Raw genomic sequence first — 20430 nt, forward strand, 5'->3', positions numbered from 1 at the left:
CCGTACCCGGCCGTGGCTCACACGGCGGAGATCAGGTATGCCCAGGTGAAGACCAGGACGCCGACCAGCATCCCGACATGGGCGAGCACGGAGAGCCCCGGACCGTCGCTCCAGTTGTCCCGGACGGCCTCGGAGGAGTGGCGCCCGGTGCTCGGGATCCAGCGGACCAGGATCATCAGTCCGGCGATGGTGGTGATCCAGAAGAGGGCCAGGCCCACGATGCCGATCACGGCATGCCCGTTGCCCTCGCCGATCCCGGTGACCAGGAAGCCCACCCAGACCAGCAGCGCCAGGGTGCCGGCGATGGTGTGGGTGTTGAGCATCGTCGGCGATATCCGCAACCTGCCAGCGCCCTTGTTGCTCCCCAGGCGGACCCGCGTGAGCACGACGACCACTGCGGCCAGGGCAGTCAGGACGTAGACGATCACGTGGAGGGGCACGGTGCCGAGTTTGCCCTATCGCTCCACGGGCGCGCCATCTGCCTCCCCCACGCCAGGGCCTCCCTCGCTGGCGTCGGGTGCCACTGCGTACTCCTCCTGCGCCTCGAACTGGGACGCCAGACGGGCCAGGAGCGCATCCACTTCGTCGGCCCGATAACCGCGCAGGGCGGTGTCGAACTCGATGGTGCGCAGGTCGTGTGCGGTGATCTCCCGATCCGCCGGGGGCAGGGGGTCGGGTCGGTCAGGATGCTCTGGCGCCATCGGGGCGCCATGCCCGGCGGCGACCACGGCAACCCCACCGAGGGCCAGGACGACCAGGACTGCGAAGAACCAGGCCATCTCGCATCACTCCGGTTGCTCGGCGGCGTACGTCGTGGTGCCCCGGCCCTCGCGGGCCTCCACCATCAGGCGCACCGCTTCGTCGACGTCGTCGGTGAGGGTGATCAGGTCCAGGTCGGCCTCACCGACCTTGCCCTCGGCCAGCACGGTGGAGCGCAGCCAGTCGAGCAGGCCACGCCAATAGTCGGTGCCCAGCAGCACCACCGGGAAGGAGGTGACCTTGCGGGTCTGGACCAGGGTGAGCGCTTCGAAGAGTTCGTCCAGGGTGCCGACTCCACCGGGCAGCACGACGAAGCCCTGGGAGTACTTGACGAACATGGTCTTGCGGGCGAAGAAGTAGCGGAAGTTGAGCCCCATGTCGACCCACGGGTTGAGCCCTGTCTCGAAGGGCAGTTCGATGCCCAGTCCGACGCTGATGCCGCCGGCTTCGCTGGCGCCCTTGTTCGCCGCCTCCATGGCACCTGGTCCGCCGCCGGTGATCACCGCGAAGCCGGCCTCGACCAGCTTGGCGCCCAGTTCCTCCGCCATCGCATGGAAGGGGTCCTCGGGCTGGGTGCGTGCGGATCCGAAGACGCCGATCGCCGGGCCGAGCTCGGCCAACGCACCGAAGCCCTCCACGAACTCGGCCTGGATCCGGAGCACCCGCCATGGGTCGGTGTGCACCCAGTCCGTGGGGCCGCGTGAGTCGAGCAGCCGTTGGTCGGTGGTGCTGTGGTCCACCTGGTTGCCGCGCAGCAGCACCGGCCCGCGGTGCTTCTTCTGCCGCTTCGAGCCGGTCATGTGTCGGCCCCCAGCCAGGCGCGCAGCGCGACCTCGCAGTGGCGGATCTGGGCGATCGGCACGTGTTCCTCCTGCTTGTGGGCGAGCAGCGGGTCGCCGGGCCCGAAGTTGACTGCCGGGACACCGAGTGCGCTGAACCGGGAGACGTCGGTCCAGCCGAACTTCGGGTTCACCTGTCCGCCGACGGCGTCGACGAAGGCAGCGGCCGCGGGCACGGTGAGTCCCGGCAGGGCGCCGGGTGATTCGTCGGTGACTTGGACGTCGTACCCGGCGAAGAGTTCGCGCAGCCATGCCTCGGCCTCGGCGACGGAGCGGTCCGGGGCGAAGCGGTAGTTGATCGTGACCACGCATGCGTCGGGCACCACGTTGCCGGCGACTCCCCCGGAGATGAAGACCGCGTTGAGGCCTTCGTGGTAGGTGAGCCCGTCGATCACCGGGCGGCGGGGCTGGTAGGCGTCGAGGATGTCGAGGATCGGCTTCGCGGCGTGGATGGCGTTGCGGCCCATCCAGCTGCGGGCGCTGTGGGCGCGTTCGCCGACGGTGCGCACCTCGATCCGCATCGTGCCCTGGCAGCCGGCCTCGATCCCGCCGTTGGAGGGTTCCATCAGGATCGCGAAGTCAGCCTCCATCAGCTCCGGGGCGCTGGCGGCGAGCTTGCGGAGGCCGTTCTTCGTCGCCTCGATCTCCTCGGCCTCGTAGAAGATGTAGGTCACCTCGCGGTTTGGCTCCGGGATCCCGGCGGCGAGCTTGAGCCCGACTGCGACCCCGCCCTTCATGTCGCAGGTGCCCAGGCCGTGGAGGTGGTCGCCGTCGCGGCGGGCCGGGAGGTTGTCGTTGAGGGGCACGGTGTCCAGGTGGCCGGCAATGACGACGCGCTCGGCAAGTCCACGATCGGTCCGCGCCACGATGGTGTGCCCGTGGCGGGTCACCTCGAGGTGGGGCAGGTCGCGCAGGGCCGCCTCGACGGCGTCGGCGATCTCCTGCTCGGCCAGGCTCACCGACTCGATGTTGACCAGATCCTCGGTCAGGCTGACGACGTCCTTGCTGAGGTCGAGTTCCGGCATGTGCATCATCGTAGGTGACCCAGTCGGCCGCCGGTCACAGGCCGAGCCGGTCCGCTTCCTGTTCGACGATCGCACGGAAGAGCGCGTCGGCGGGTTCGAAGCCGCCGACGAAGTGGCCGTTGAGCTCCAGGGTGAGCGCGCCGATGATGCTGGAGAAGGCAGCCACGATGCCCAGCATCGTCCGCTCGGAGACCACGAGGCCGAGCTGGCCTGCGACGTCCCTGAGCTGGCTCCCGAGGGGACGGCCGGGGACGGCCCAGTGGTCCAGCTCGCGCCCGGATGCGGCCTGTCCCGCGGCCACGGGTGCGCAGAGGGCCGCGAGCACCCGGCCGGCGGGAGCGATCGTGTCCGCGGGGGCCCGATAGCCCGGGATCGCCGATCCGTAGACCAGGCCGAAGCGGTGGGGCTGCTCGATGGCCCACTGGCGCAATGCGGTGCATGCGTCCAGCCATCGGCGGCGTGGCCCGCGTCGCCCGTTGGAGGTCGCGACTTCGAGGGCGTCCGCCAGGCTGGCGTAGGCATCGATGATCAGGTCGGTGATCAGCTCGTCGCGACTCGGGTAGTAGCGATAGATCGCGCTCGAGACGATGTTCAGCTCACGGGCAATCGCCCGCAGCGACAGTTCGCCGGCGCTGGTGGCCGCGAGTTGCTCGAGCGCAAGTCGCTTGATCCGTTCGAGATTTTCGGCCCGAGCGACTTCGCGTGGTGTTGGTCCCTTCGCCATGTCGCCATTCTGGCACGTCAGCACCCGGTGCTCACATCTGTGAGCAGTGCTCTTGCTTTGCTCCTCCCGTTGCCCTAGCCTCGACCCAAGAAAAGAGAGCAGTGCTCACATCTGGAGGAATCATGCACCGCATTGCCACATCCCTCTGGTTCGGCGTGGCCGGCCTGGCACTGGCTGCCTATCCCGTCCTCCGCCCGTGGGGAGACGAGGCCGATGCCGAAACCTTCGCCGCTGCCTCCTGGCCGGTTTCCCACGCCCTGGCCATGCTCGGCTTCACGGCCCTGGCCCTGGCGCTGCGCCATGCGGCCGCTGGGCTGCCGCAATGGGGCGGCCGCCCGGTCCGCGAGGCGGAGACCCGGATGTGGTTGGCCGCGGCACTGCTCCTCCCCTACTACGGCGCGGAGGCCTATGGCCTGAACGCGATCGGCCAGTACGCCGCTGAGCACCGTGACAGCGGCGTGCTCGAGATCGCTGACGCCTTCCGGTTCGCTCCCTTGCCGGTCACCACCTTCGCCCTCGGCCTGCTGCTCCTGGTCCTGGTCGGCGCGCGACAGGCCATCGGGATGTGGCGCACGGGGGCCCTGGGGCGGATCGGCGGCCTGCTCGCCGGCTTCGGCCTGGCCAGCTACCTTCCCCAGTTCTTCGGGGGTGCCGAACTCCGGATCGTCCACGGCATCGTGCTCGGGATCGGCTTGCTGCTGGTGTCCTGCGTGGTCGCCTCCGGTCGACAAGGAGCCACCGGGGACACGCGGCAGTCTAGGCTCGAAGAGTGTTCGGCCTGACCGGTCCGGATCGGACCCCCTTGCGCAATGCCCAGTTGGCGAGCCTGCTGGCCTTCCAGGCCGGGGTGCTCAACTCGGTCGGATTCGTGGCCGTGGCGGCGTACACCTCGCACATGACCGGTCTGACTGCGATCGTGGCCGACTCGCTGGTGCTCGGCTTCGGCGAACTGGCGCGGCTCGCCGTCACCGCGATCGTGGCGTTCGTGCTCGGCGCCGGCACCTGTGCCCTGGTCTTCAACTGGGGTCGCCGCCGCGACCTGCGTGGCCGCTATGCCAACGTGCTGGTCCTCGAGGCGATGCTGATCCTGGCCTTCGGCGTCCTCGCCCAGGACCTGCACGGGAGCCGTCGGTTCATCGTGATCATCGCCGTCCTCGGCTTCACGATGGGGCTGCAGAACGCCATCATCACCAAGCTTTCCGGAGCCCAGATCCGCACCACCCACGTCACCGGCATGATCACCGACATCGGCATCGAACTGGGCAAGGCCGCCTATGTGGAGCGGGCTCCGGGGCTGGCCCCGGTCACCGCGGACTGGCGGAAACTGGGGGTCCTCCTCCTGCTCGTCGGCCTCTTCTTCGCCGGTGGCGTGGTGGGCGCCATCGGCTACCTGAAGATCGGGTTCCCGACCGTGGTGCCGCTGGCTGCCCTCCTGCTGGTGCTTGCCTCGCCGCCGGTCCTCACTGACCTGCGCGCGTCACGCCGACCTGCACGGTGAGCCCATCGGAGAGCTCCACCCCTGTGCCGGTGGCACCAGCCTCCAGGACGACCGAGGTGGCCAGCGTCTCGCCAGCGATCAGGTCCTGGTGTGTGCGGGCGGCGGCCAGCACCTGCTCGTCCCCGCCCAGGGTGAGCGTGATCCGGTCGGAGACGTCGAGGCCGGCATCGCGGCGCGCCTGCTGCACGGCACGGACCAGGTCACGGGCCAGGCCCTCGGCGGCCAGTTCCGGCGAGACCACGGTGTCCAGGACCACGAAGCCGCCGTGCGGCAGCATCGCGGTTGCCGAGTCGTCACCCGAGGACGCCACGGTCTCCAGGGTGAACTCACCCTCGACCAGCGCCAGGCCACCGGAGGTGACGGTGCCGTCGGCGGCCACCGACCAGTCGCCCGACTTCGAGCCCTTGATCGCGGCCTGCACGTCCTTGCCCAGGCGGGGCCCGGCAGCGCGCGCGTTCACGGTGAGCTTCTGCGAGACGCCGTACGACGCGGCCTCGGGCGCGGAGAGGTCCAACAGGCGCACCTGCTTGACGTTGACCTCGTCGGCCACGATCGAGGTGAAGCGCTCCAGTGATGCAGCGTCGTCGACCACCACGGTCAGGTTCGCCAGCGGCAGCCGGTTGCGCAGGTTGCCCGCCTTGCGCAATGCCGAGGTGGCCGAGCAGACCTCGCGGACCACGTCCATCGCGGCGACCAGGTCGTCGTCGGCCGGCAGTTCGTCAGCATCCGGCCAGTCGGCCAGGTGGACCGAGCGTCCGCCGGTCAGGCCACGCCACATCTCCTCCATGGTCAACGGCAGCAGCGGCGCGGTGAGCCGGGCCAGCACCTCGAGCACGGTGTGCAGGGTGTCGAAGGCGTCGGTGTCGAGCTCGTCGCCGGTGGACCAGAACCGCTCGCGGGAGCGGCGGATGTACCAGTTGGTGAGCACGTCGAGGAAGGTCCGCGTCGCCTCGCAGGCACCCGCGATGTCGAGGGCATCCATCCGGGCGGTCATGTCCTCGACGTGTGCCCGGGTCTTCGCCAGCAGGTAGCGGTCCAGCGGGTTCTCCACCGCGTCGCCACGGCCCAGTACGCTGCGCGCCTCGTAGCCGGCTCCCCCGTTGGCGGCGTTGGCATAGAGGGAGAAGAAGTACCAGCTGTTCCACAGCGGGATCAGCACCTGGCGGACCGTGTCGCGGATGCCCTGGTCGGTAACGATCAGGTTGCCGCCACGCAGGATCGGCGAGGCCATCAGGAACCAGCGCATCGCGTCCGCACCTGCGGAGTCGAAGACCTCGCTGACGTCGGGATAGTTGCGCAGCGACTTGGACATCTTGTTGCCGTCCGAGCCGAGCACGATGCCGTGGCAGATCACCGAACTGAACGCCGGCTTCTCGAAGAGGGCGGTGGCCAGGATGTGCAGCGTGTAGAACCAGCCGCGGGTCTGGCCGACGTACTCCACGATGAAGTCCGCCGGGAAGTGGCCCTGCGCAGTCTCGGAGCCGGCGAACCACTCGGCGTTCTCGAACGGGTAGTGCACCTGCGCATAGGACATCGACCCGGAGTCGAACCAGACGTCGAGCACGTCCTCCACCCGGCGCATCGTGGACTTCCCGGTCGGGTCATCGGGGTTGGGGCGGGTCAGGTCGTCCACGAACGGCCGGTGCAGGTCTGGCTCGCCGGCGGCGTTGCGCGGCAACCGGCCGAAGTCACGCTCGATCTCGGCGAACGAGCCGTAGACGTCGATGCGCGGGTAGGCGGGGTCGTCGCTCTTCCATACCGGCACCGGGGATCCCCAGAACCGGTTGCGGGTGATCGACCAATCACGGGCGTTGGCCAGCCACTTGCCGAACTGGCCCTGCTGGATGTGGTCGGGCACCCAGCGGATCTGCTCGTTGAGCTCGAGCATCCTCTCCTTGAAGGCGGTCACCTCGACGAACCAGGAGGAGACGCCCTTGTAGATCAGGGGCTCGCGACACCGCCAGCAGTGCGGGTAGGAGTGCTCGTAGGACTCCCGGCGCAGCAACACCGTGCCGTCACTCACCGCGCCGGCCTCCCCGGCGCCCCGGGTGGAGGCCTTGAGGTGGTCGATGACGTGCGGGTTCGCGTCGAAGACGAGCATCCCGGCATAGTCCGCGACCGGTTCGGTGAAGCGACCGTCCTTGCCGACCGGCATCACCGCCTCGATGCCCTCGCGGTCGGTCACCTCCTTGTCGATCTCACCGAAGGCGCCTGCGCTGTGCACGAGCCCGGTGCCGTCCGTGGTCGTGACGGCCTCGTCGGCGGCGACCACGCGGAACGCGCGGCCGTGCTCCTCACCGGCGTGGTCGGCAAAGTAGGAGAAGGGCGGCGTGTAGGAGCGGCCCACCAGGTCGGCGCCGCGGTAGCGGCCGACCACCGTGAACTCACCGTCGGCGTCGCCCAGTTCCCGCACGTACGCCGCCAGCCTGGCCTCGGCGAGCAGGTAGCGGGCGGTCTGCTCGGTGCCGGGCACCCCGGCCTCGACCACGACGTACTCGATGTCGGAGCCGACCATCACGGCCAGGTTGGAGGGCAGCGTCCACGGCGTGGTGGTCCAGATCAGTGCCCGGGCGCCGTCCAGGACGGGGTCCTCACCGGTGGCGACGAGTTCGAACCCGACGGTGACGGCGGGGTCCTGCCGCATCTTGTAGACGTCGTCGTCCATCCGCAGTTCGTGGTTGGACAGCGGCGTCTCGTCATTCCAGCAGTAGGGCAGCACCCGGAAGCCCTCGTAGACGTACCCCTTGTCATGGAGCGACTTGAAGGCCCAGATCACGCTCTCCATGTAGTCCGGGTTGAGCGTCTTGTAGTCGTTGTCGAAGTCCACCCACCGGGCCTGGCGGGTGACGTAGTCACGCCACTCGTCGGTGTACTTCAGCACCGAGGCGCGGGCAGCGTCGTTGAACTTCTCGATCCCCATCTCGTGGATCTCGTCGGTGGTCTTCAGCCCGAGCTGGCGCATCGCCTCCAGCTCGGCGGGCAAGCCGTGGGTGTCCCAGCCGAAGCGGCGCTCGACGCGCTTGCCGCGCATCGTCTGGTAGCGCGGCACGACGTCCTTGACATAGCCGGTGAGCAGGTGGCCGTAGTGCGGCAGGCCGTTGGCGAAGGGCGGGCCGTCATAGAAGACGAACTCGTTCTCCCCACGCGGACCGGCGTCGCGCTGCTCGACGCTGGCGGCGAAGGTGCCGTCGGTCTTCCAGTAGTCCAGCACCCGCTCCTCGAGTTCGGGGAAGCGCGGGCTCGACGGGACGCTGGCTGCGCCGTCGGTGGAAGCCTTCGGGTAGGTCATCGGGTCTCTCCTGGCGTACGTCGTGCAACTCGGGCTGCTGCCCCGAGGACGACGTCCACGACTCTGCGCCGGGAAACCGCGGTACCACCTCGGTTGCCGCACTCTGCGGTGCGACCACTCCTTCACGGCTGTGACGGGCCTGCCCGTCCGGTTCTAGTGGGGACCGGTGGTGCTGGCCCTGTTCTTCCGGAAGCTCGCCGCTGATGACGGCTCGAACGCTGCTGCTGGCCAGTCTAGGACGTGCCCGGGACTGGTGCCCAATTGATTCCGGCCGATCGATTCAGAACGTGGTCGCGAATTCCCAGGCCGAATGCATCGCGTGCTCGATGTAGCCGACCTCAGCCGCGTCACCGAGGACGGTGTGCTCGACGCCTGCAGCAGCAAGTTCCCCGGCCAGCGGCGCCGCGGCATGGGTCTTGTCGGCATAGACCACTGCGTCCGCAGCGACTGCGTGCGCCTCACCGTCGACGGTGAACTCGACCTGCTCCGCGGTGATCCGGGTGGCCACCGCCTTGCGGTGCACGGTGACGCCGAGCGCCCCGGCGGCCCGGACCGCGGTCCAGCGGCGCGGCATCGCCATCGGCAGGCCGAGCTGGCGACCCTCCTCCAGGAGCGTGACGGTGCGGCCCCGCTCGGCCAGCCATTCGGCCAGTTCGAGTCCCACCAGCGAGCCGCCGATCACCACCACGTCCTTGCCGATCGGGAGCCAGGTGCGGGTCAGCTTCCGGATCGCCTCGGGGCTCCTGGTGATGCCGGTGGCCCTGCCGAGCTTGCCCATCGTGCGCAGGAACCCTGTTCCCTCACCGGCATCGGCAGCGCCGAGCAACAGGTTGCGCAGCGAGTCACCGGTGTGGACGTGGGGCAGGTCCCCTCCCGGCACCTCCGGGCGCGGGCGCTGGGCCCCGGTGGCCACCACCACGTGGTCGGGGGCAAGCGCTGCGACCGTTGCCCGGTCCGCCTCGGTGCGCAGGCGTACGTCGATCCCGAGCTGCTTGACCTGGACCGTGAGCCAATCCAGGAGTTGCTCGTTGGCCGGCGTGGTGAGCGTGGAGAACCACAGCGTCCCGCCGAGCCGGTCGGCCTTGTCCAGGACCGTGACCCGGTGGCCCCGCTCGGTGAGCACGCGGGCCGACTCCAGCCCGGCCGGGCCGGCGCCGACCACGGCAACGTGCTTCGGTGTGGTCGTGCGCACGAAGGGCACCAGCGCCTCGTTGCCCAGGGCGGGGTTCACCGCGCACAGGGGGGTGTCGTCCCAGAAGTTCTCCTGGACGCAGACATAGCAGTTGATGCAGGGGCGGACATCCTGGTGCCGTCCGGCACCGAGCTTGTTGGGCAGGTCGGGGTCGGCCAGGAGTTGTCGCCCCATCGCGGCGAAGTCGGCCCGGCCCTCGGCGATCGCCTTCTCGGCCACGTCGGGCAGCATCCGGCCCACGGCGATCACCGGGATGGAGACATGCTTCTTGACCTCGGCAGCGAGGTCGGCATAGGCACCGACCTTGTCGGGCAGCGGTCCGTCGGTGAAGTTGGAGAACGGGTTCCGCCCCCAGCCAGTCACGTGGATGGCATCGGCTCCAGCGGCCTCGAACATCACCGCAGCAGCGCAGGACTCGGCCAGGGTGAGGCCGCCCTCCTGTCCATATTCCTGGCCAGCGACCCGGACGATCACTGCCATCTGGTCGCCGACGCGGTCACTCACCGCCCGGATCACCTCGCAGGCCAGGCGGGCGCGGTTCTCCAGCGAGCCGCCGTAGTCATCGGTGCGCCGGTTGTCACGCTGGTTCAGGAAGGCGCCGAGGATGTAGCCATGGGCGCAGTGGATCTCGATCGCGTCGGCCCCGCTGCGGCGTACCCGGTCGGCGGCGTCAGCCCAGGTCTCGACGAGCCAGGCGACGTCCTCCGCGGTGGCAGCGTGATAGCTGGCCTGCTTGCCCCCGGTGACCGCTGCCATCTTGCGCAACTCGGTGGAGGTGTTGTCGGCCAGGGCACTCAGGTCGAAGTCGTAGTCCGGCTCCGAGGGCACCAGGAGCGGCCGGTCCTGCAAGGTGTCGATGCGGGCCACCTTGCCGTGGTGGGTGCTCTGCACGCAGAGCTTGCCGCCGGCGGCGTGGATCGCATCGGCCAGGGCAGTCAGTCCGGGCAGGAAGCGATCGTCGCTCAGCCCCGGCTCCTTGGTGCTCGCCGCGCCCACCGGGAAGGCGACTGCCGAGGCCCCGGTGATCACCAGGCCGGCACCTCCCCGCGCACGCGCGGCGTAGTGGTCGATGTCTGCCTGGTGGATCTCACCGTCGACGCAGACGTTCATGTCCATCGCCGGGAGGACCACCCGGTTGGCCAGGCTCATCGGCCCGATCCGGCCCGGGGACATCAGATGGGGGTGCTTGATCTTCGCCACGACGCGAGGCTAGGGCTGGCCCCGCCACTGCCGGGACGGACTTTTCACTGAGCGGGAGAATCCGCATCCATGTTTGGGGGTGCCAACGCTGGGGGCACAATGCCGCACATGAGCGACCTGCACGGACCCTTCGGCCAGAACCCGCCCCCCGGCGAGGACCCCACCCGCCTCTCCCCCAACCCTCCGCAGCAAGGCGCCCCCCAGGGCACCGGCCCGCAGCAGTGGGGACAGCAGCCACCCCAGGGCCAGCCTGGACCGGGTCAGCCTGGTCAGGGCCAGTGGGGCCAGCAACCCCAACAGGGCCAGCCGGGTCAGGGCCAGTGGGGGCAACAGGCGCCTCAGGGCCAGCCCGGCCAGGGCCAGTACGGCGCACCGGGCCAGCAGCCCCAGCAGTGGGGACAGGAGCCGGGTCAGGGCCAGTACGGCGCGCCCGGTCAGCAACCGCCCCAGGGCCAGTGGGGCCAGCAGCCTCCGCAGGGACCGTACGGCGGACCGCAGGGCCCGGGCGGGTCCGGCGGCGGGGTCAATCCGAAGGTGATCATCGCCATCGTGGTGGCCCTCGTCGTGATCATCGGCGTGATCATCACCCTGGTCCTCACCCTGGGCGGGGACGACGACAAGTCCGACAAGAAGAGCGACGAGAAGACCTCCCAGGGCACCGAGGGCGGCGAAGGGGGCGAAGGGGGCGGCGACGGCCCCAGCGTCGACACCGGCCACGCCCAGGTCGCCAGGGACTATGTCGACGCGTTGCGCAACAGCGACTGCGACGCTGCCAAGGCGCTGACCACGGAGACCTCCGACTGCGACACCCTGGTCCCCCCGCCGGGCGAATACACCTTCGAGGACCCGGTGGAGACCTCCAGCGACGAGACCTCGGCGGACTATGACGTGACCTTCAGTGAGACGGAAAGCGGCGACAGCACCACCGTCACGATGGCGCTCGAGAAGCAGGGCGACGGGTGGAAGGTGACCAACTTCGGTGGTCGCGCCAGCACCCCAGGTAGCAATGACCCCGGCCCGGGGACCGGCGGCACCGCCCCCTCTCCGGGGACTGGCGGCACCTCCCCCGCGCCGGGGACCGGTGGCAGCAGCAGCTCACTGTCAGTGGTGAGCTCCTTCGTGGCAGCGATCGAGGCGAACGACTGTGACGCTGCCAAGAGCTACATGTACATCCCCGAGATCGCCAACTGCGCGGAGATCACCGCGGACGACGACGACAACATCACCTTCGGCACGCCGCAGGAGACGATGAACAGCTCCGGGTTTGCGATGGCCGAGGTCCCGCTCCTCCAGGGCGGCAGCGAGGTCGGCAAGATGACCCTCTACCTGATCGAGGAAGAGGGCACCTGGAAGGTCTCCAGCTACGACTACTGAGCTGGCCGACACCCGTCTGGGGCGTCACGGCGCCCACGTAGAGTTGGCGCCGTGACCCAGACCCGTGCTGCTGACCAGACCCTCGACGAGACCACGACCGGTGCCCACGGCTGGGGCCTTGCCACCCTGGCCGCCGATGGCACAGTGCTCGACGTGTGGTTCCCCGAACCGCAACTCGGGGAACCCGGCGGCGAAGGCGCACCGGCCGACCTCACCGCGTTGGAGGGCGAGGACGACCTGCGCCAGGTACGCCGCGAGGCCCGGCTGGTCACCATCGCCGACCTGTCCGCTGCACCGGTCGACACCGCCGACGCCTGGCTGCGCCTGCACCTGCTCTCCGCCCGCCTGGTCACGCCGCACGGCCTCACCCTGGACGGGGTCTTCGGCCTGCTCACCAACGTGGTGTGGACCAGCGCCGGCCCGTGCGCGGTGGAGGGGTTCGAGATGACCCGCGCCCGACTGCGCGCAGCGGGACAGCACGTCACCGTGCACGGGGTGGACAAGTTCCCGCGGATGGTCGACTACGTGGTGCCCAGCGGGATCCGGATCGGCGACGCCGACCGGGTCCGCCTCGGCGCGCACCTCGCCCCGGGCACCACGGTGATGCACGAGGGGTTCGTCAACTTCAACGCCGGCACCCTGGGCGCCTCCATGGTCGAGGGCCGCATCTCCGGCGGTGTCGTCGTCGGCGACGGCTCCGACATCGGCGGAGGCGCCTCGATCATGGGCACCCTCTCCGGGGGCGGCAAGGAAGTCATCTCGATCGGCGAGCGGTGCCTGCTCGGCGCCAACTCCGGTCTGGGCATCTCGCTCGGGGACGACTGCGTGGTGGAGGCCGGTTGCTATGTCACCGCGGGCACCAAGGTGACCCTCGCCGACGGCTCCGTGGTGAAGGCAGCGACGCTCTCCGGTGCCAGCAACGTCCTCTTCCGGCGCAACTCCGTCTCCGGCGCGGTCGAGGCCGTCGCATGGCAGGGTGACGGCATCGAACTCAACGCCGCCCTGCACGCCAACGACTGATCCGGACGATGTCCAGACGAGGGCTCGTCATCGGCCTGGCGGCCGTCGTCGTGGTGGTCACCGCGGTCGTGATCGCCTTCAACCGGAGCTTTGATGCACGGCCGACGGTCGAGGTCTGTATTGCCGAGGTGGGTGGGACGAAGGTGGCCCTGACCCCCGAGCAGGCCGAGAACGCAGCCCTGATCGCCGCGATCGGCGTACGACGTGGGCTCCCGGCGCGGGCGGTCAGCATCGCCCTGGCCACCGCATTCCAGGAGTCGAAGATCCTGAACATCGAGCACGGCGACCGTGACTCGCTCGGCCTCTTCCAGCAGCGGCCCTCCCAGGGGTGGGGAAGCCGGGAGGAGGTCCTCAACCCCTACCACGCGACCAACGCCTTCTATGACGCGCTGGTCAAGGTCCCCGACTATGAGTCGATGCGGATCACCGAGGCCGCCCAACGGGTGCAGCGCTCCGGGCATCCGGAGGCCTACGAGAAGCATGCCGACGCCGCCCGTGCGCTCGCCTCGGCGTTCACCGGCAACTCCCCCGACGGCCAGTTCCACTGCACCTTCAACGTGCGCGCGACCGACTCCCCCACCGAGCTGGACGAGGACGGGCTGACCGAGCGGGCCGCCGCGGTCCGGGTGGACCTGACTGCTGCCTTCGGTGACCTCCCCCTGGGCGGTTTCTCCCCCGATGGCGTGGACAGCGGCCACATGGAGGGCTCAGCGCACTATGAGGGCCGCGCGATCGACGTCTTCTTCCGACCGATCGACGAGCCCAACCGCAAGCACGGCTGGGCGGTGGCCTACTACCTGGTCGCGCAGGCCGACCGGCTCGACATTGCCACCGTCATCTTCGACGACAAGATCTGGACCACGCGTCGCTCGGCCGAGGGGTGGCGCGACTACGACCCCGGCGACGTCGAAGGCAAGCCTGCCGAGACGGTGGCCATCCTGGAGCACCGCGACCACGTGCACGTCGACGTGCACCGGTGAGGCAACCGGGGCTCAGGCCGTGCCCAATCAGGCCCTGCCCAATCAGGCCAGGCGCGCGACCGCGGCGTCGACCCGCTCGTCGGTGGCAGTGAACGCGACCCGCACGTGCTGGGCACCAGCCGCTCCATAGAAGGCGCCGGGAGCGACCAGGATGCCGCGCTCGGCCAGCCAGGTCACCGTCTCCCAGCAATCCTCGTCACGGCTGGCCCACAGGTAGAGCGAGGCCTCGGAGTTGTCGATCCGGAACCCGGCCCGCTCCAGCGCCTCGCGAAGCTTGGCCCTCCGGGCGGCATAGCGGGCATGCTGGGCGACCACATGGGTGTCGTCGGCCAGCGTCGGCACCATCGCCACCTGCTGCGGGCCGGGCATCTGCAGACCGAGATTCTTGCGCACCGCGAGCAGTTCGCCGACCACGGACGGGTCACCGGCGACGAAGGCGCACCGATAGCCGGCCAGGTTGGATCGCTTGGAGAGCGAGTGCACTGCCAGGATGCCCTCGGTGCTGCCGCCGCAGATGTCGGGATGGAGCACCGAGACCGGCCGGTTCTGCGGGTCCCAGGCCATCTCGATGTAGCACTCGTCGGAGACCAGCAGGGTGCCGCGCTGGCGGCACCAGTCGACGACCTTGCGCAGGTGGTCCGGCGGCAGGACCTTGCCGGTCGGGTTGGACGGCGAGTTGATCCACAGGAGGCGCGGCACCTCGGGGCCGATCGCGGTCAGGGAGTCCGCGGCCAGGGTGCGGGCACCGGCTAGCGCGGCCCCCACCTCGTACGTCGGGTAGGCCAGGCGCGGGTAGACCACAAGGTCCCCGGTGCCGACCCCCAGGTGCAGGGCCAGGGAGGCGATCAGTTCCTTGGAGCCGATCACCGGCAGCACCGCGTCCAGGCCCAGGCCGCTCACGCCGAGGCGCCGCTCCATCCAGTCGAGGATTGCCTGCCGGGTCTCGACCCGACCAATCGTGACCGGATAGCCCGGGGAGTCCGCGGCACCGGCCAGGGCGTCGATGGCGACCTGAGGGGTTGCGTCGACCGGCGTACCGACCGAGAGGTCGACGATGCCGTCCGCATGCTCACGCGCACGGGCAGCGTGGGGCGCCAGGTGGTCCCACGGGAAGTCCGGCAGGCGCCCGGAGACCCCGGGAAGCGCTGGACGTCCTGCCAACGGGCTCAGTGGTCCTGGTTCTGCGGCTCGAGCGCGGCCACGAACGGGTGGTCCTTGTCGATCTCACCCATCTTGGCGGCGCCACCCGGGGAACCGAGGTCCTCGAAGAATCCGACGTTCGCGGTGTAGTAGTCCTTCCACTGCTCCGGCGTGTCGTCCTCGTAGAAGATGGCCTCGACCGGGCAGACCGGCTCGCAAGCACCGCAGTCGACGCACTCGTCGGGGTGGATGTAGAGCATCCGCTTGCCCTCGTAGATGCAGTCAACCGGACACTCATCGACGCATGCACGGTCCTTGACGTCGACACACGGCTGGGCGATGACGTAGGTCACCTGTTCCTCCTGGGGACTACTGATGGCGGATTGCTGGCAACAGCCTAGTATCCCCGGCATGGGTTCGGGACGGGATGCCCACGATTCAGGCCACAAGGTGGGCAGTCACACACTGGGGCCACACGTCGTGGGCCAGCGCGTGGTGGTCCGGCGCCTGCTCCGCGGCCAACGTGGCCCCACCGGCGGTCCGGCCTTCACCGACGTCCTCGGCACCTGTATGGCGTGGGGTGAGGGCACCTGCGTCGTTGCCCCCGAGACGGGCGAGGAGGTGCGCATCACACTGGCCGACATCGTCTCCGGCAAGCCGGTCCCCCCGCGTCCGTCACCGCGCCACCGGGTCAGTGCGTGGGCCGCGGAGCGTCATGCGCGCGTGCTGTGGCCCCGGGTGGAGCGGGTCGCGCTCGGTGACTGGGAACTGCGCTGTGATCCGGCCCCCGACGGGCGCCTGCTCAAGCGGACCAACTCCTGCCTGGCGATCGGCGACCCGGGGATGCCCCTGGTCCAGGCGCGCGGCGTGGTCGAGCAGTTCTATGCCGACCGGGGGCGCCGCCCACTGATCCAGGTCGAGGCAGGGTCCGATGTCGAGGACGCACTCGTCGAGAGCGGCTGGGGACAGGTGCCGGAGAGTGGAACCGCCTTCCAACTCGCCTCGGTCTCCCGCCTCGCCCGCACGCTGGCCAGGCGGCGATCCAACACACCAGCAACAACAGCACCACCACCCGAGGTGGAGAGCGACGGCGAGCGCTGCACGATCATCCTCAGCGACCCGGACGACGGGGTTCTCGGCCGGATCCGCGCCGGCGTTGATCGGGACTGGGTCGGACTCCATGGCCTCACCGTCGCGGACCATGCCCGGAGGCAAGGAGTCGGGACGGTGTTGCTCGCCGAGGCCATCGAGTGGGCGGGCGAGCGTGGCGCCACCACGGCCTGGCTGCACGTCGAGGAGGGCAACAGCCCGGCGCTGGGATTCTGGGCCGCCGCCGGGTTCACCACCCACCACCTGCTGCACCACCTCGAGGTGCCCTGACCCCGCCTCAGTCGACCGCCCGGTGGCCCTCGATGTCGACCAGTTCGGCGAACGGTCCCACGGCAGCGACCAGTTCGCGGGAGATGGCGCGCTGGTCATCGAAGCAATTGTCCAGCACCAGTTCAGCGCTCTCCTCGCCATCGTGGACGGTGATGGACATCCCGGTGCCGCCGGCGCAGCTGTGCTCATCGGCTTCCGGCTGGCCCCAGCGCTCCAGGTCCGCAGGCAGGTCGCTGAGGAACTCGGTCCACTCCTCTGCTGACATGGCGACCGAGTTGGTGGCCACCACGTCGCCGTAGGAGTCGACGGTCAGCGCGATCGTCTCGGCGTCCATCTCCATCTCCCAGCTGCGGTGGTATTCCGGGGGCACCGAGGAGTCGCGGAACCTGACCTCCACCGCCGTGGTGGCGGGATCGAACTCGGCGAGCACGTCCTCGTCCCCGCGATCAGTGATCTCGATCGACGGATTCGAGTCGTTGCAGGCCGCGACGAGGAGGAAGGGGGTCATCAGTGCCGCGATCATGGCGCGGGCCGGGTTCTTGTCCATGCTCCTGTGACGGAGCCCGGGCCGGTCTGGTTCCCACCGTGGCGGGACAGCCCTACTTGCAGACCACCTTGTCGGCCGGCAGGTAGCGGGTGTGGAACTTCTCGGTCCGCTCCACGGCGCTCTGCCCGGGCTTGTGGAAGTAGCGGAAGACGTCGATGTCGAAGCCGCTCTGCCCGCCATTGGGCGTGCAGTCCGCGACGGTCAACTCCCGGGTGCCCGGTGAGGTGTAGCGATAGCGGTCGGAGGTCGAAGTGGTGATGTCCCAGGTCTTGGTGGAATACATCGTCACGGTCACCGACCCGCGCGAGCCCGGCGTGGACTTCTTGACCACCACGTCGATCAGCACGCCATGGTCGGTGTCGTTCTTGAAGGACATGTCGAGCGCACCCCAGACCACGGTCGCCTCACGGCCAACTGGATAACGATCGATGTAGAACGAGTGCGGCTTGTGCTCCACGTCCTCGAGACCGGCGAAGAACATCGCGTTGAAGACTGTGGTGGCCATCTGCGAGACGCCGCCGCCGTAGTCCTGTCGATAGACGCCATTGGAGATGATGGTGCCCTTGGCGAAGCCGTTGGCGGCGGTCCGCTCGCCGACGATGCCGTTGAGGGAGAAGGTCTCACCGGGCTTGAGGACGGTGCCGTCGATCAACTCACCGGCCCGGCTCAGGTTGGTGTTGCGGTACGCAGCGTGCGGGTAGTACGTCGTGAAGGAGGAGACCTCCTCGACGATGTTCAACGCCTTGGCGTCCTCGGTCGTGAACTCCGGATCCGTCACGTGTGACGGCACGGCGGCGGTGCGCCCCGAGGTCTTGGTGACCACGTCCATGAAGGCCTTGGCGATCTCCGCCGGCTCGTAGTCGACGCCGGGCTCGCTGGGCACGACGGTGGGCTTGCCGTCGACCAGGGCCACGGTGGCATCGACGGGCTGCCCCATGTCGCCGCTGAAGCGGGACCGGACCAGGTCGTCGAGCTTCTCCTTGTCGAGCTCGGGCTGCAGTGCTCCGTCGACCGGAACCAGGGTCAGCGCCGGGGTGAACTCCTCCGGCGTCAGCCGCACCTCGTGGTCCTCGAACGTGAGGACGACGGGCCCGGAGACGGCCGGGTTGGCGAACTCGTTGAGGGCGCGCTGCACGTCGGCCTGGTCGATGTCCGGCTCCAGTTCGACCACGTCCAGGTCGGCAGTGGTTCCATCGACGTACGCCGCGACCAGTGCGTCACGCGCCGGGTCGGCCTCGATGCCGGTGCCCGACGCCCCGGCAGTCGAGCCCGCCTTGCCGTCGGTGAAGACGACCGCGCCGTCCTTCGGTGCCGTGCCGTGCGACGTGTTCAGCTCCTCGATCGTGGCCGCGAAGGCGTCCTCGTCCACCGTCACGACGGGGTCGATGTCGCCGCCACCGGTGTAGTAGTCCCACAGCCGTCCCGGCGACCAGCTCTTGCCGCCACCTGCTGCCTCCACGGAGGCGGGGGCGTCGATGCTGATCCCTGCCTCGGCCGCGGAGAGGGTGGTCTGCTTGTCGCCGATGGTGACCTCGATGGCGTCCCGCTCGGCGAGAGCGTCCTCCAGGCGGTCCACCGCGGCAGCCTTCTCCAGGCCGCCGATCTCCACACCCGCCACGGTGGTCCCCCGCGGCACCTTGGCGCCGGCACCGACGTACGCCGCGACATAGGCACCACCGACGAGCAGCACCAGGGCCAGGATCGTCAGCAGGACGATCCTGCCGCCGTTGCCCTCGCGGGACGGCTCCTTGGTCCCACCGGTCGGCTCGGCAGCATCGCCGTCGGTCTTCCCAGTCGCGTCGTTCACGCCCGACATCCTAGGTGGGGCTGGTGCTTTCCTCCGATTCGGCCATACCACGTCGCAGCGGGAGGGTCGCCATCACCGTCACCACCATCGCCAGGGCACCCGCGACGAGCAGGTAACCCCGGACCGAGGACATCACCAGGTAGTCGCCCTCGGGCCGGGTCTGCAGCGCAAGCAGGACGAGACCGACCCAGCCGACCCCGAAGCCGACCCGGATCCAGCCCGGGCGCAGGGCCAGCGCAAAGCTCAGCGGCGCAGCAAGCGCCACCAGGAACCAGGCCCACGACTTCTCATGGGCGACCACCGAGGCAATGCCGGTGCCGAATCCCACCACCAGCGCAGCCACGGCGGCCAGCGCGAGCAGCGGTCCCCGCAGCGGGAAGACCCGCGCCAGCATCAGGCGCGCCCTCCGGACACGTCGATGCCGGCGAAGAGGTCGTCCTCCAGCCCGTCCTCACCCACGGGCCCGGTCGTGCCGACGGCCAGCCGGAAGAACTCCTCGCCCCAGAAGGCGTGTCCGCTTTCGGCGCCGACGAAGAAGAAGCCGTCCTCCTGGATCTGGGTGCGGTGCGCCCGCAACGCGGCGAACTTCTTCTCCAGGTAGGCGGATCCGTCCACCCGGGCCGCGAGCAGGTTGTCGGGTGTCGCCATCGGCATCTCGCTGTCCGGCTCCATCCCGGCAAAGGTCTCGGTGTCGCCGGACTCGCGCAGCGCCCGCAGGCTCTCGCGCATCCGCCCCTCGCTCATCGCGCCCCAGTAGACCTTGGTGATCTCCCACGGTTCCCCCAGGTCGGGGCGGTGCGACCTGGCCGCGGCCAACTGGGCGGCGTACATGGCGACGCGGTGGGCCTGGATGTGGTCGGGGTGGCCGTAGCCGCCGAACGGGTCATAGGTGACCATCACCTGGGGGCGCACCTCACGGATGACGGTGACCAGGTGGTTGGCCGCCTCCAGCAGGTCGGCGTCCCAGAACGCGTTGTCGTGGTGGTGGCCCTCCACCGGGTCGGCCGGCACCGCATGGCCCGCTGCGTGCCACTTCATCCCCGAATCACGATAGGTGCCGAAGCCGCCGAGGAAGCGGTGGTCGGTGACGCCGAGCTCGGCCATGGCCTCGGCGAGCTCGCCCCGACGGTGCTCACCGAGCTTGTCGTCGCGGTCGGCGGCCAGGTGCTCGAGTTCGGGCACCAGCACCTCCCCCATCTCACCGGCAGTGCAGGTGACGAGGGTGACCTGGCGTCCCTCGGCGACATAGCGGGCCATCGTCGCGCCGGTGCCGATCGACTCATCGTCGGGGTGGGCGTGGACCAGGAGGAGGCGGTGGGTGGCGGTCATGGGGCCAGACTAGTCAGCGTCGGGTCGGACCCGATCAGGGCGCTTGATCCGCACCGGCGCCGACGGCAACTCCACCGGGCTGGGCGGCGTGGTCGGCTCGATCACCGGGGCGTCGTCGAGCCACCCGTCGTACTCCTCGACGAGCAGTTCCAGTGTGAAGGCGGGAGCGTCGGTGAGCACGGCCCAGGGGTGGTCCTCGTCGTCGTCCTCGCCGGCCAGTCGCTCGCGCTCCAGCGAGGCGTCCCAGCCGCCGGCGACCAGCCGGGCGACCACTGCACGGGCCGCGTCCTCGTCGAAGAAGATTCCTCTCACGGTGCCCACCCTAGG

Annotated in this window: 20 protein-coding genes; 6 read left to right on the forward strand and 14 right to left on the reverse strand. The window is 69.6% G+C overall.

What is annotated here, in order from left to right:
• Positions 1 to 17 precede the first annotated feature (17 nt).
• The 5 genes from Q9R27_RS09140 to Q9R27_RS09160 are packed head-to-tail and all read right to left on the reverse strand — an operon-like array spanning position 18 to position 3347.
• Entirely contained in the window at positions 18 to 440 is a 423-nt protein-coding gene (locus tag Q9R27_RS09140; protein WP_311252063.1) for a hypothetical protein, read from the reverse strand.
• Between the two features lie 15 nt (positions 441 to 455).
• Complete coding sequence (locus Q9R27_RS09145; protein WP_311252064.1) at positions 456 to 779, reverse strand: DivIVA domain-containing protein; 324 nt, start codon at positions 777 to 779, stop codon at positions 456 to 458.
• A gap of 6 nt (positions 780 to 785) precedes the next feature.
• Entirely contained in the window at positions 786 to 1559 is a 774-nt protein-coding gene (locus tag Q9R27_RS09150) for a TIGR00730 family Rossman fold protein (protein ID WP_311252065.1), read from the reverse strand.
• The gene (dapE, locus tag Q9R27_RS09155; protein WP_311252066.1) at positions 1556 to 2623 is read right to left on the reverse strand and encodes a succinyl-diaminopimelate desuccinylase; all 1068 of its coding nucleotides are present in this window, start codon (positions 2621 to 2623) and stop codon (positions 1556 to 1558) included. The genes Q9R27_RS09150 and dapE overlap by 4 nt, the downstream gene beginning before the upstream one ends.
• Before the next feature lie 34 nt (positions 2624 to 2657).
• Positions 2658 to 3347, reverse strand: coding sequence for a TetR/AcrR family transcriptional regulator (locus tag Q9R27_RS09160; RefSeq protein WP_311252067.1), 690 nt, complete (start codon positions 3345 to 3347; stop codon positions 2658 to 2660).
• A 122-nt stretch (positions 3348 to 3469) separates the two neighbouring features.
• Between Q9R27_RS09160 and Q9R27_RS09165 the strand changes: the two genes are divergently transcribed.
• Together Q9R27_RS09165 and Q9R27_RS09170 are read left to right on the forward strand one after the other, a co-directional pair.
• The gene (locus tag Q9R27_RS09165) at positions 3470 to 4129 is read left to right on the forward strand and encodes a hypothetical protein (RefSeq protein ID WP_311252068.1); all 660 of its coding nucleotides are present in this window, start codon (positions 3470 to 3472) and stop codon (positions 4127 to 4129) included.
• Positions 4117 to 4845 (forward strand): YoaK family protein, encoded by a 729-nt coding sequence (locus tag Q9R27_RS09170; protein WP_311252069.1) that lies wholly within the window; start codon positions 4117 to 4119, stop codon positions 4843 to 4845. Before Q9R27_RS09165 ends, Q9R27_RS09170 begins: the two co-directional genes overlap by 13 nt.
• Here Q9R27_RS09170 and ileS read toward each other — a convergent pair.
• Together ileS and Q9R27_RS09180 are read right to left on the reverse strand one after the other, a co-directional pair.
• Positions 4808 to 8134 (reverse strand): isoleucine--tRNA ligase, encoded by a 3327-nt coding sequence (gene ileS / locus Q9R27_RS09175; RefSeq protein WP_311252070.1) that lies wholly within the window; start codon positions 8132 to 8134, stop codon positions 4808 to 4810. The two genes, Q9R27_RS09170 and ileS, sit on opposite strands and share 38 nt — an antisense overlap.
• 280 nt (positions 8135 to 8414) lie before the next feature.
• A complete protein-coding gene (locus tag Q9R27_RS09180; protein ID WP_311252071.1) occupies positions 8415 to 10526 on the reverse strand; it encodes an FAD-dependent oxidoreductase in 2112 nt (703 codons plus the stop codon).
• A 108-nt stretch (positions 10527 to 10634) separates the two neighbouring features.
• On the opposite strand from Q9R27_RS09180, the gene Q9R27_RS09185 reads away from it, so the two are divergent.
• The 3 genes from Q9R27_RS09185 to Q9R27_RS09195 are packed head-to-tail and all read left to right on the forward strand — an operon-like array spanning position 10635 to position 13900.
• Positions 10635 to 11900: a hypothetical protein gene (locus Q9R27_RS09185; RefSeq protein ID WP_311252072.1), complete on the forward strand. Its 1266-nt coding sequence runs from the start codon at positions 10635 to 10637 to the stop codon at positions 11898 to 11900.
• Between the two features lie 51 nt (positions 11901 to 11951).
• Complete coding sequence (gene dapD / locus Q9R27_RS09190; protein WP_311252073.1) at positions 11952 to 12920, forward strand: 2,3,4,5-tetrahydropyridine-2,6-dicarboxylate N-succinyltransferase; 969 nt, start codon at positions 11952 to 11954, stop codon at positions 12918 to 12920.
• An 8-nt stretch (positions 12921 to 12928) separates the two neighbouring features.
• Entirely contained in the window at positions 12929 to 13900 is a 972-nt protein-coding gene (locus Q9R27_RS09195; RefSeq protein ID WP_311252074.1) for a hypothetical protein, read from the forward strand.
• Positions 13901 to 13942: 42 nt separating this feature from the next.
• Here Q9R27_RS09195 and dapC read toward each other — a convergent pair whose 3' ends face one another.
• Positions 13943 to 15061, reverse strand: a complete 1119-nt coding sequence (gene dapC, locus Q9R27_RS09200) for a succinyldiaminopimelate transaminase (RefSeq protein WP_311252075.1) — start codon at positions 15059 to 15061, stop codon at positions 13943 to 13945.
• A 5-nt stretch (positions 15062 to 15066) separates the two neighbouring features.
• The gene (gene fdxA, locus Q9R27_RS09205; protein WP_311252076.1) at positions 15067 to 15393 is read right to left on the reverse strand and encodes a ferredoxin; all 327 of its coding nucleotides are present in this window, start codon (positions 15391 to 15393) and stop codon (positions 15067 to 15069) included.
• Positions 15394 to 15451: 58 nt separating this feature from the next.
• On the opposite strand from fdxA, the gene Q9R27_RS09210 reads away from it, so the two are divergent.
• On the forward strand, positions 15452 to 16420 hold the full coding sequence (locus tag Q9R27_RS09210) for a GNAT family N-acetyltransferase (RefSeq protein ID WP_311252077.1): 969 nt from the start codon (positions 15452 to 15454) through the stop codon (positions 16418 to 16420).
• A gap of 7 nt (positions 16421 to 16427) precedes the next feature.
• On the opposite strand, the gene Q9R27_RS09215 is transcribed toward Q9R27_RS09210, so the two are convergent.
• From Q9R27_RS09215 to Q9R27_RS09235, 5 genes are read right to left on the reverse strand one after another with little or no spacing between them, the layout of a single operon-like run.
• Positions 16428 to 16967: a hypothetical protein gene (locus Q9R27_RS09215; RefSeq protein WP_311252078.1), complete on the reverse strand. Its 540-nt coding sequence runs from the start codon at positions 16965 to 16967 to the stop codon at positions 16428 to 16430.
• Positions 16968 to 17019: 52 nt separating this feature from the next.
• On the reverse strand, positions 17020 to 18774 hold the full coding sequence (locus Q9R27_RS09220; protein WP_311252079.1) for a VanW family protein: 1755 nt from the start codon (positions 18772 to 18774) through the stop codon (positions 17020 to 17022).
• Between the two features lie 10 nt (positions 18775 to 18784).
• The gene (locus Q9R27_RS09225; RefSeq protein WP_311252080.1) at positions 18785 to 19168 is read right to left on the reverse strand and encodes a hypothetical protein; all 384 of its coding nucleotides are present in this window, start codon (positions 19166 to 19168) and stop codon (positions 18785 to 18787) included.
• Positions 19168 to 20103, reverse strand: a complete 936-nt coding sequence (gene mshB, locus Q9R27_RS09230) for an N-acetyl-1-D-myo-inositol-2-amino-2-deoxy-alpha-D-glucopyranoside deacetylase (protein ID WP_311252081.1) — start codon at positions 20101 to 20103, stop codon at positions 19168 to 19170. Before mshB ends, Q9R27_RS09225 begins: the two co-directional genes overlap by 1 nt.
• Positions 20104 to 20112: 9 nt before the next feature.
• Positions 20113 to 20415 (reverse strand): hypothetical protein, encoded by a 303-nt coding sequence (locus Q9R27_RS09235; RefSeq protein WP_311252082.1) that lies wholly within the window; start codon positions 20413 to 20415, stop codon positions 20113 to 20115.
• Between the last annotated feature and the right edge of the window lie 15 nt (positions 20416 to 20430).

This window comes from Nocardioides sp. AE5, from assembly GCF_031844485.1.
Lineage (GTDB): Bacteria > Actinomycetota > Actinomycetes > Propionibacteriales > Nocardioidaceae > Nocardioides.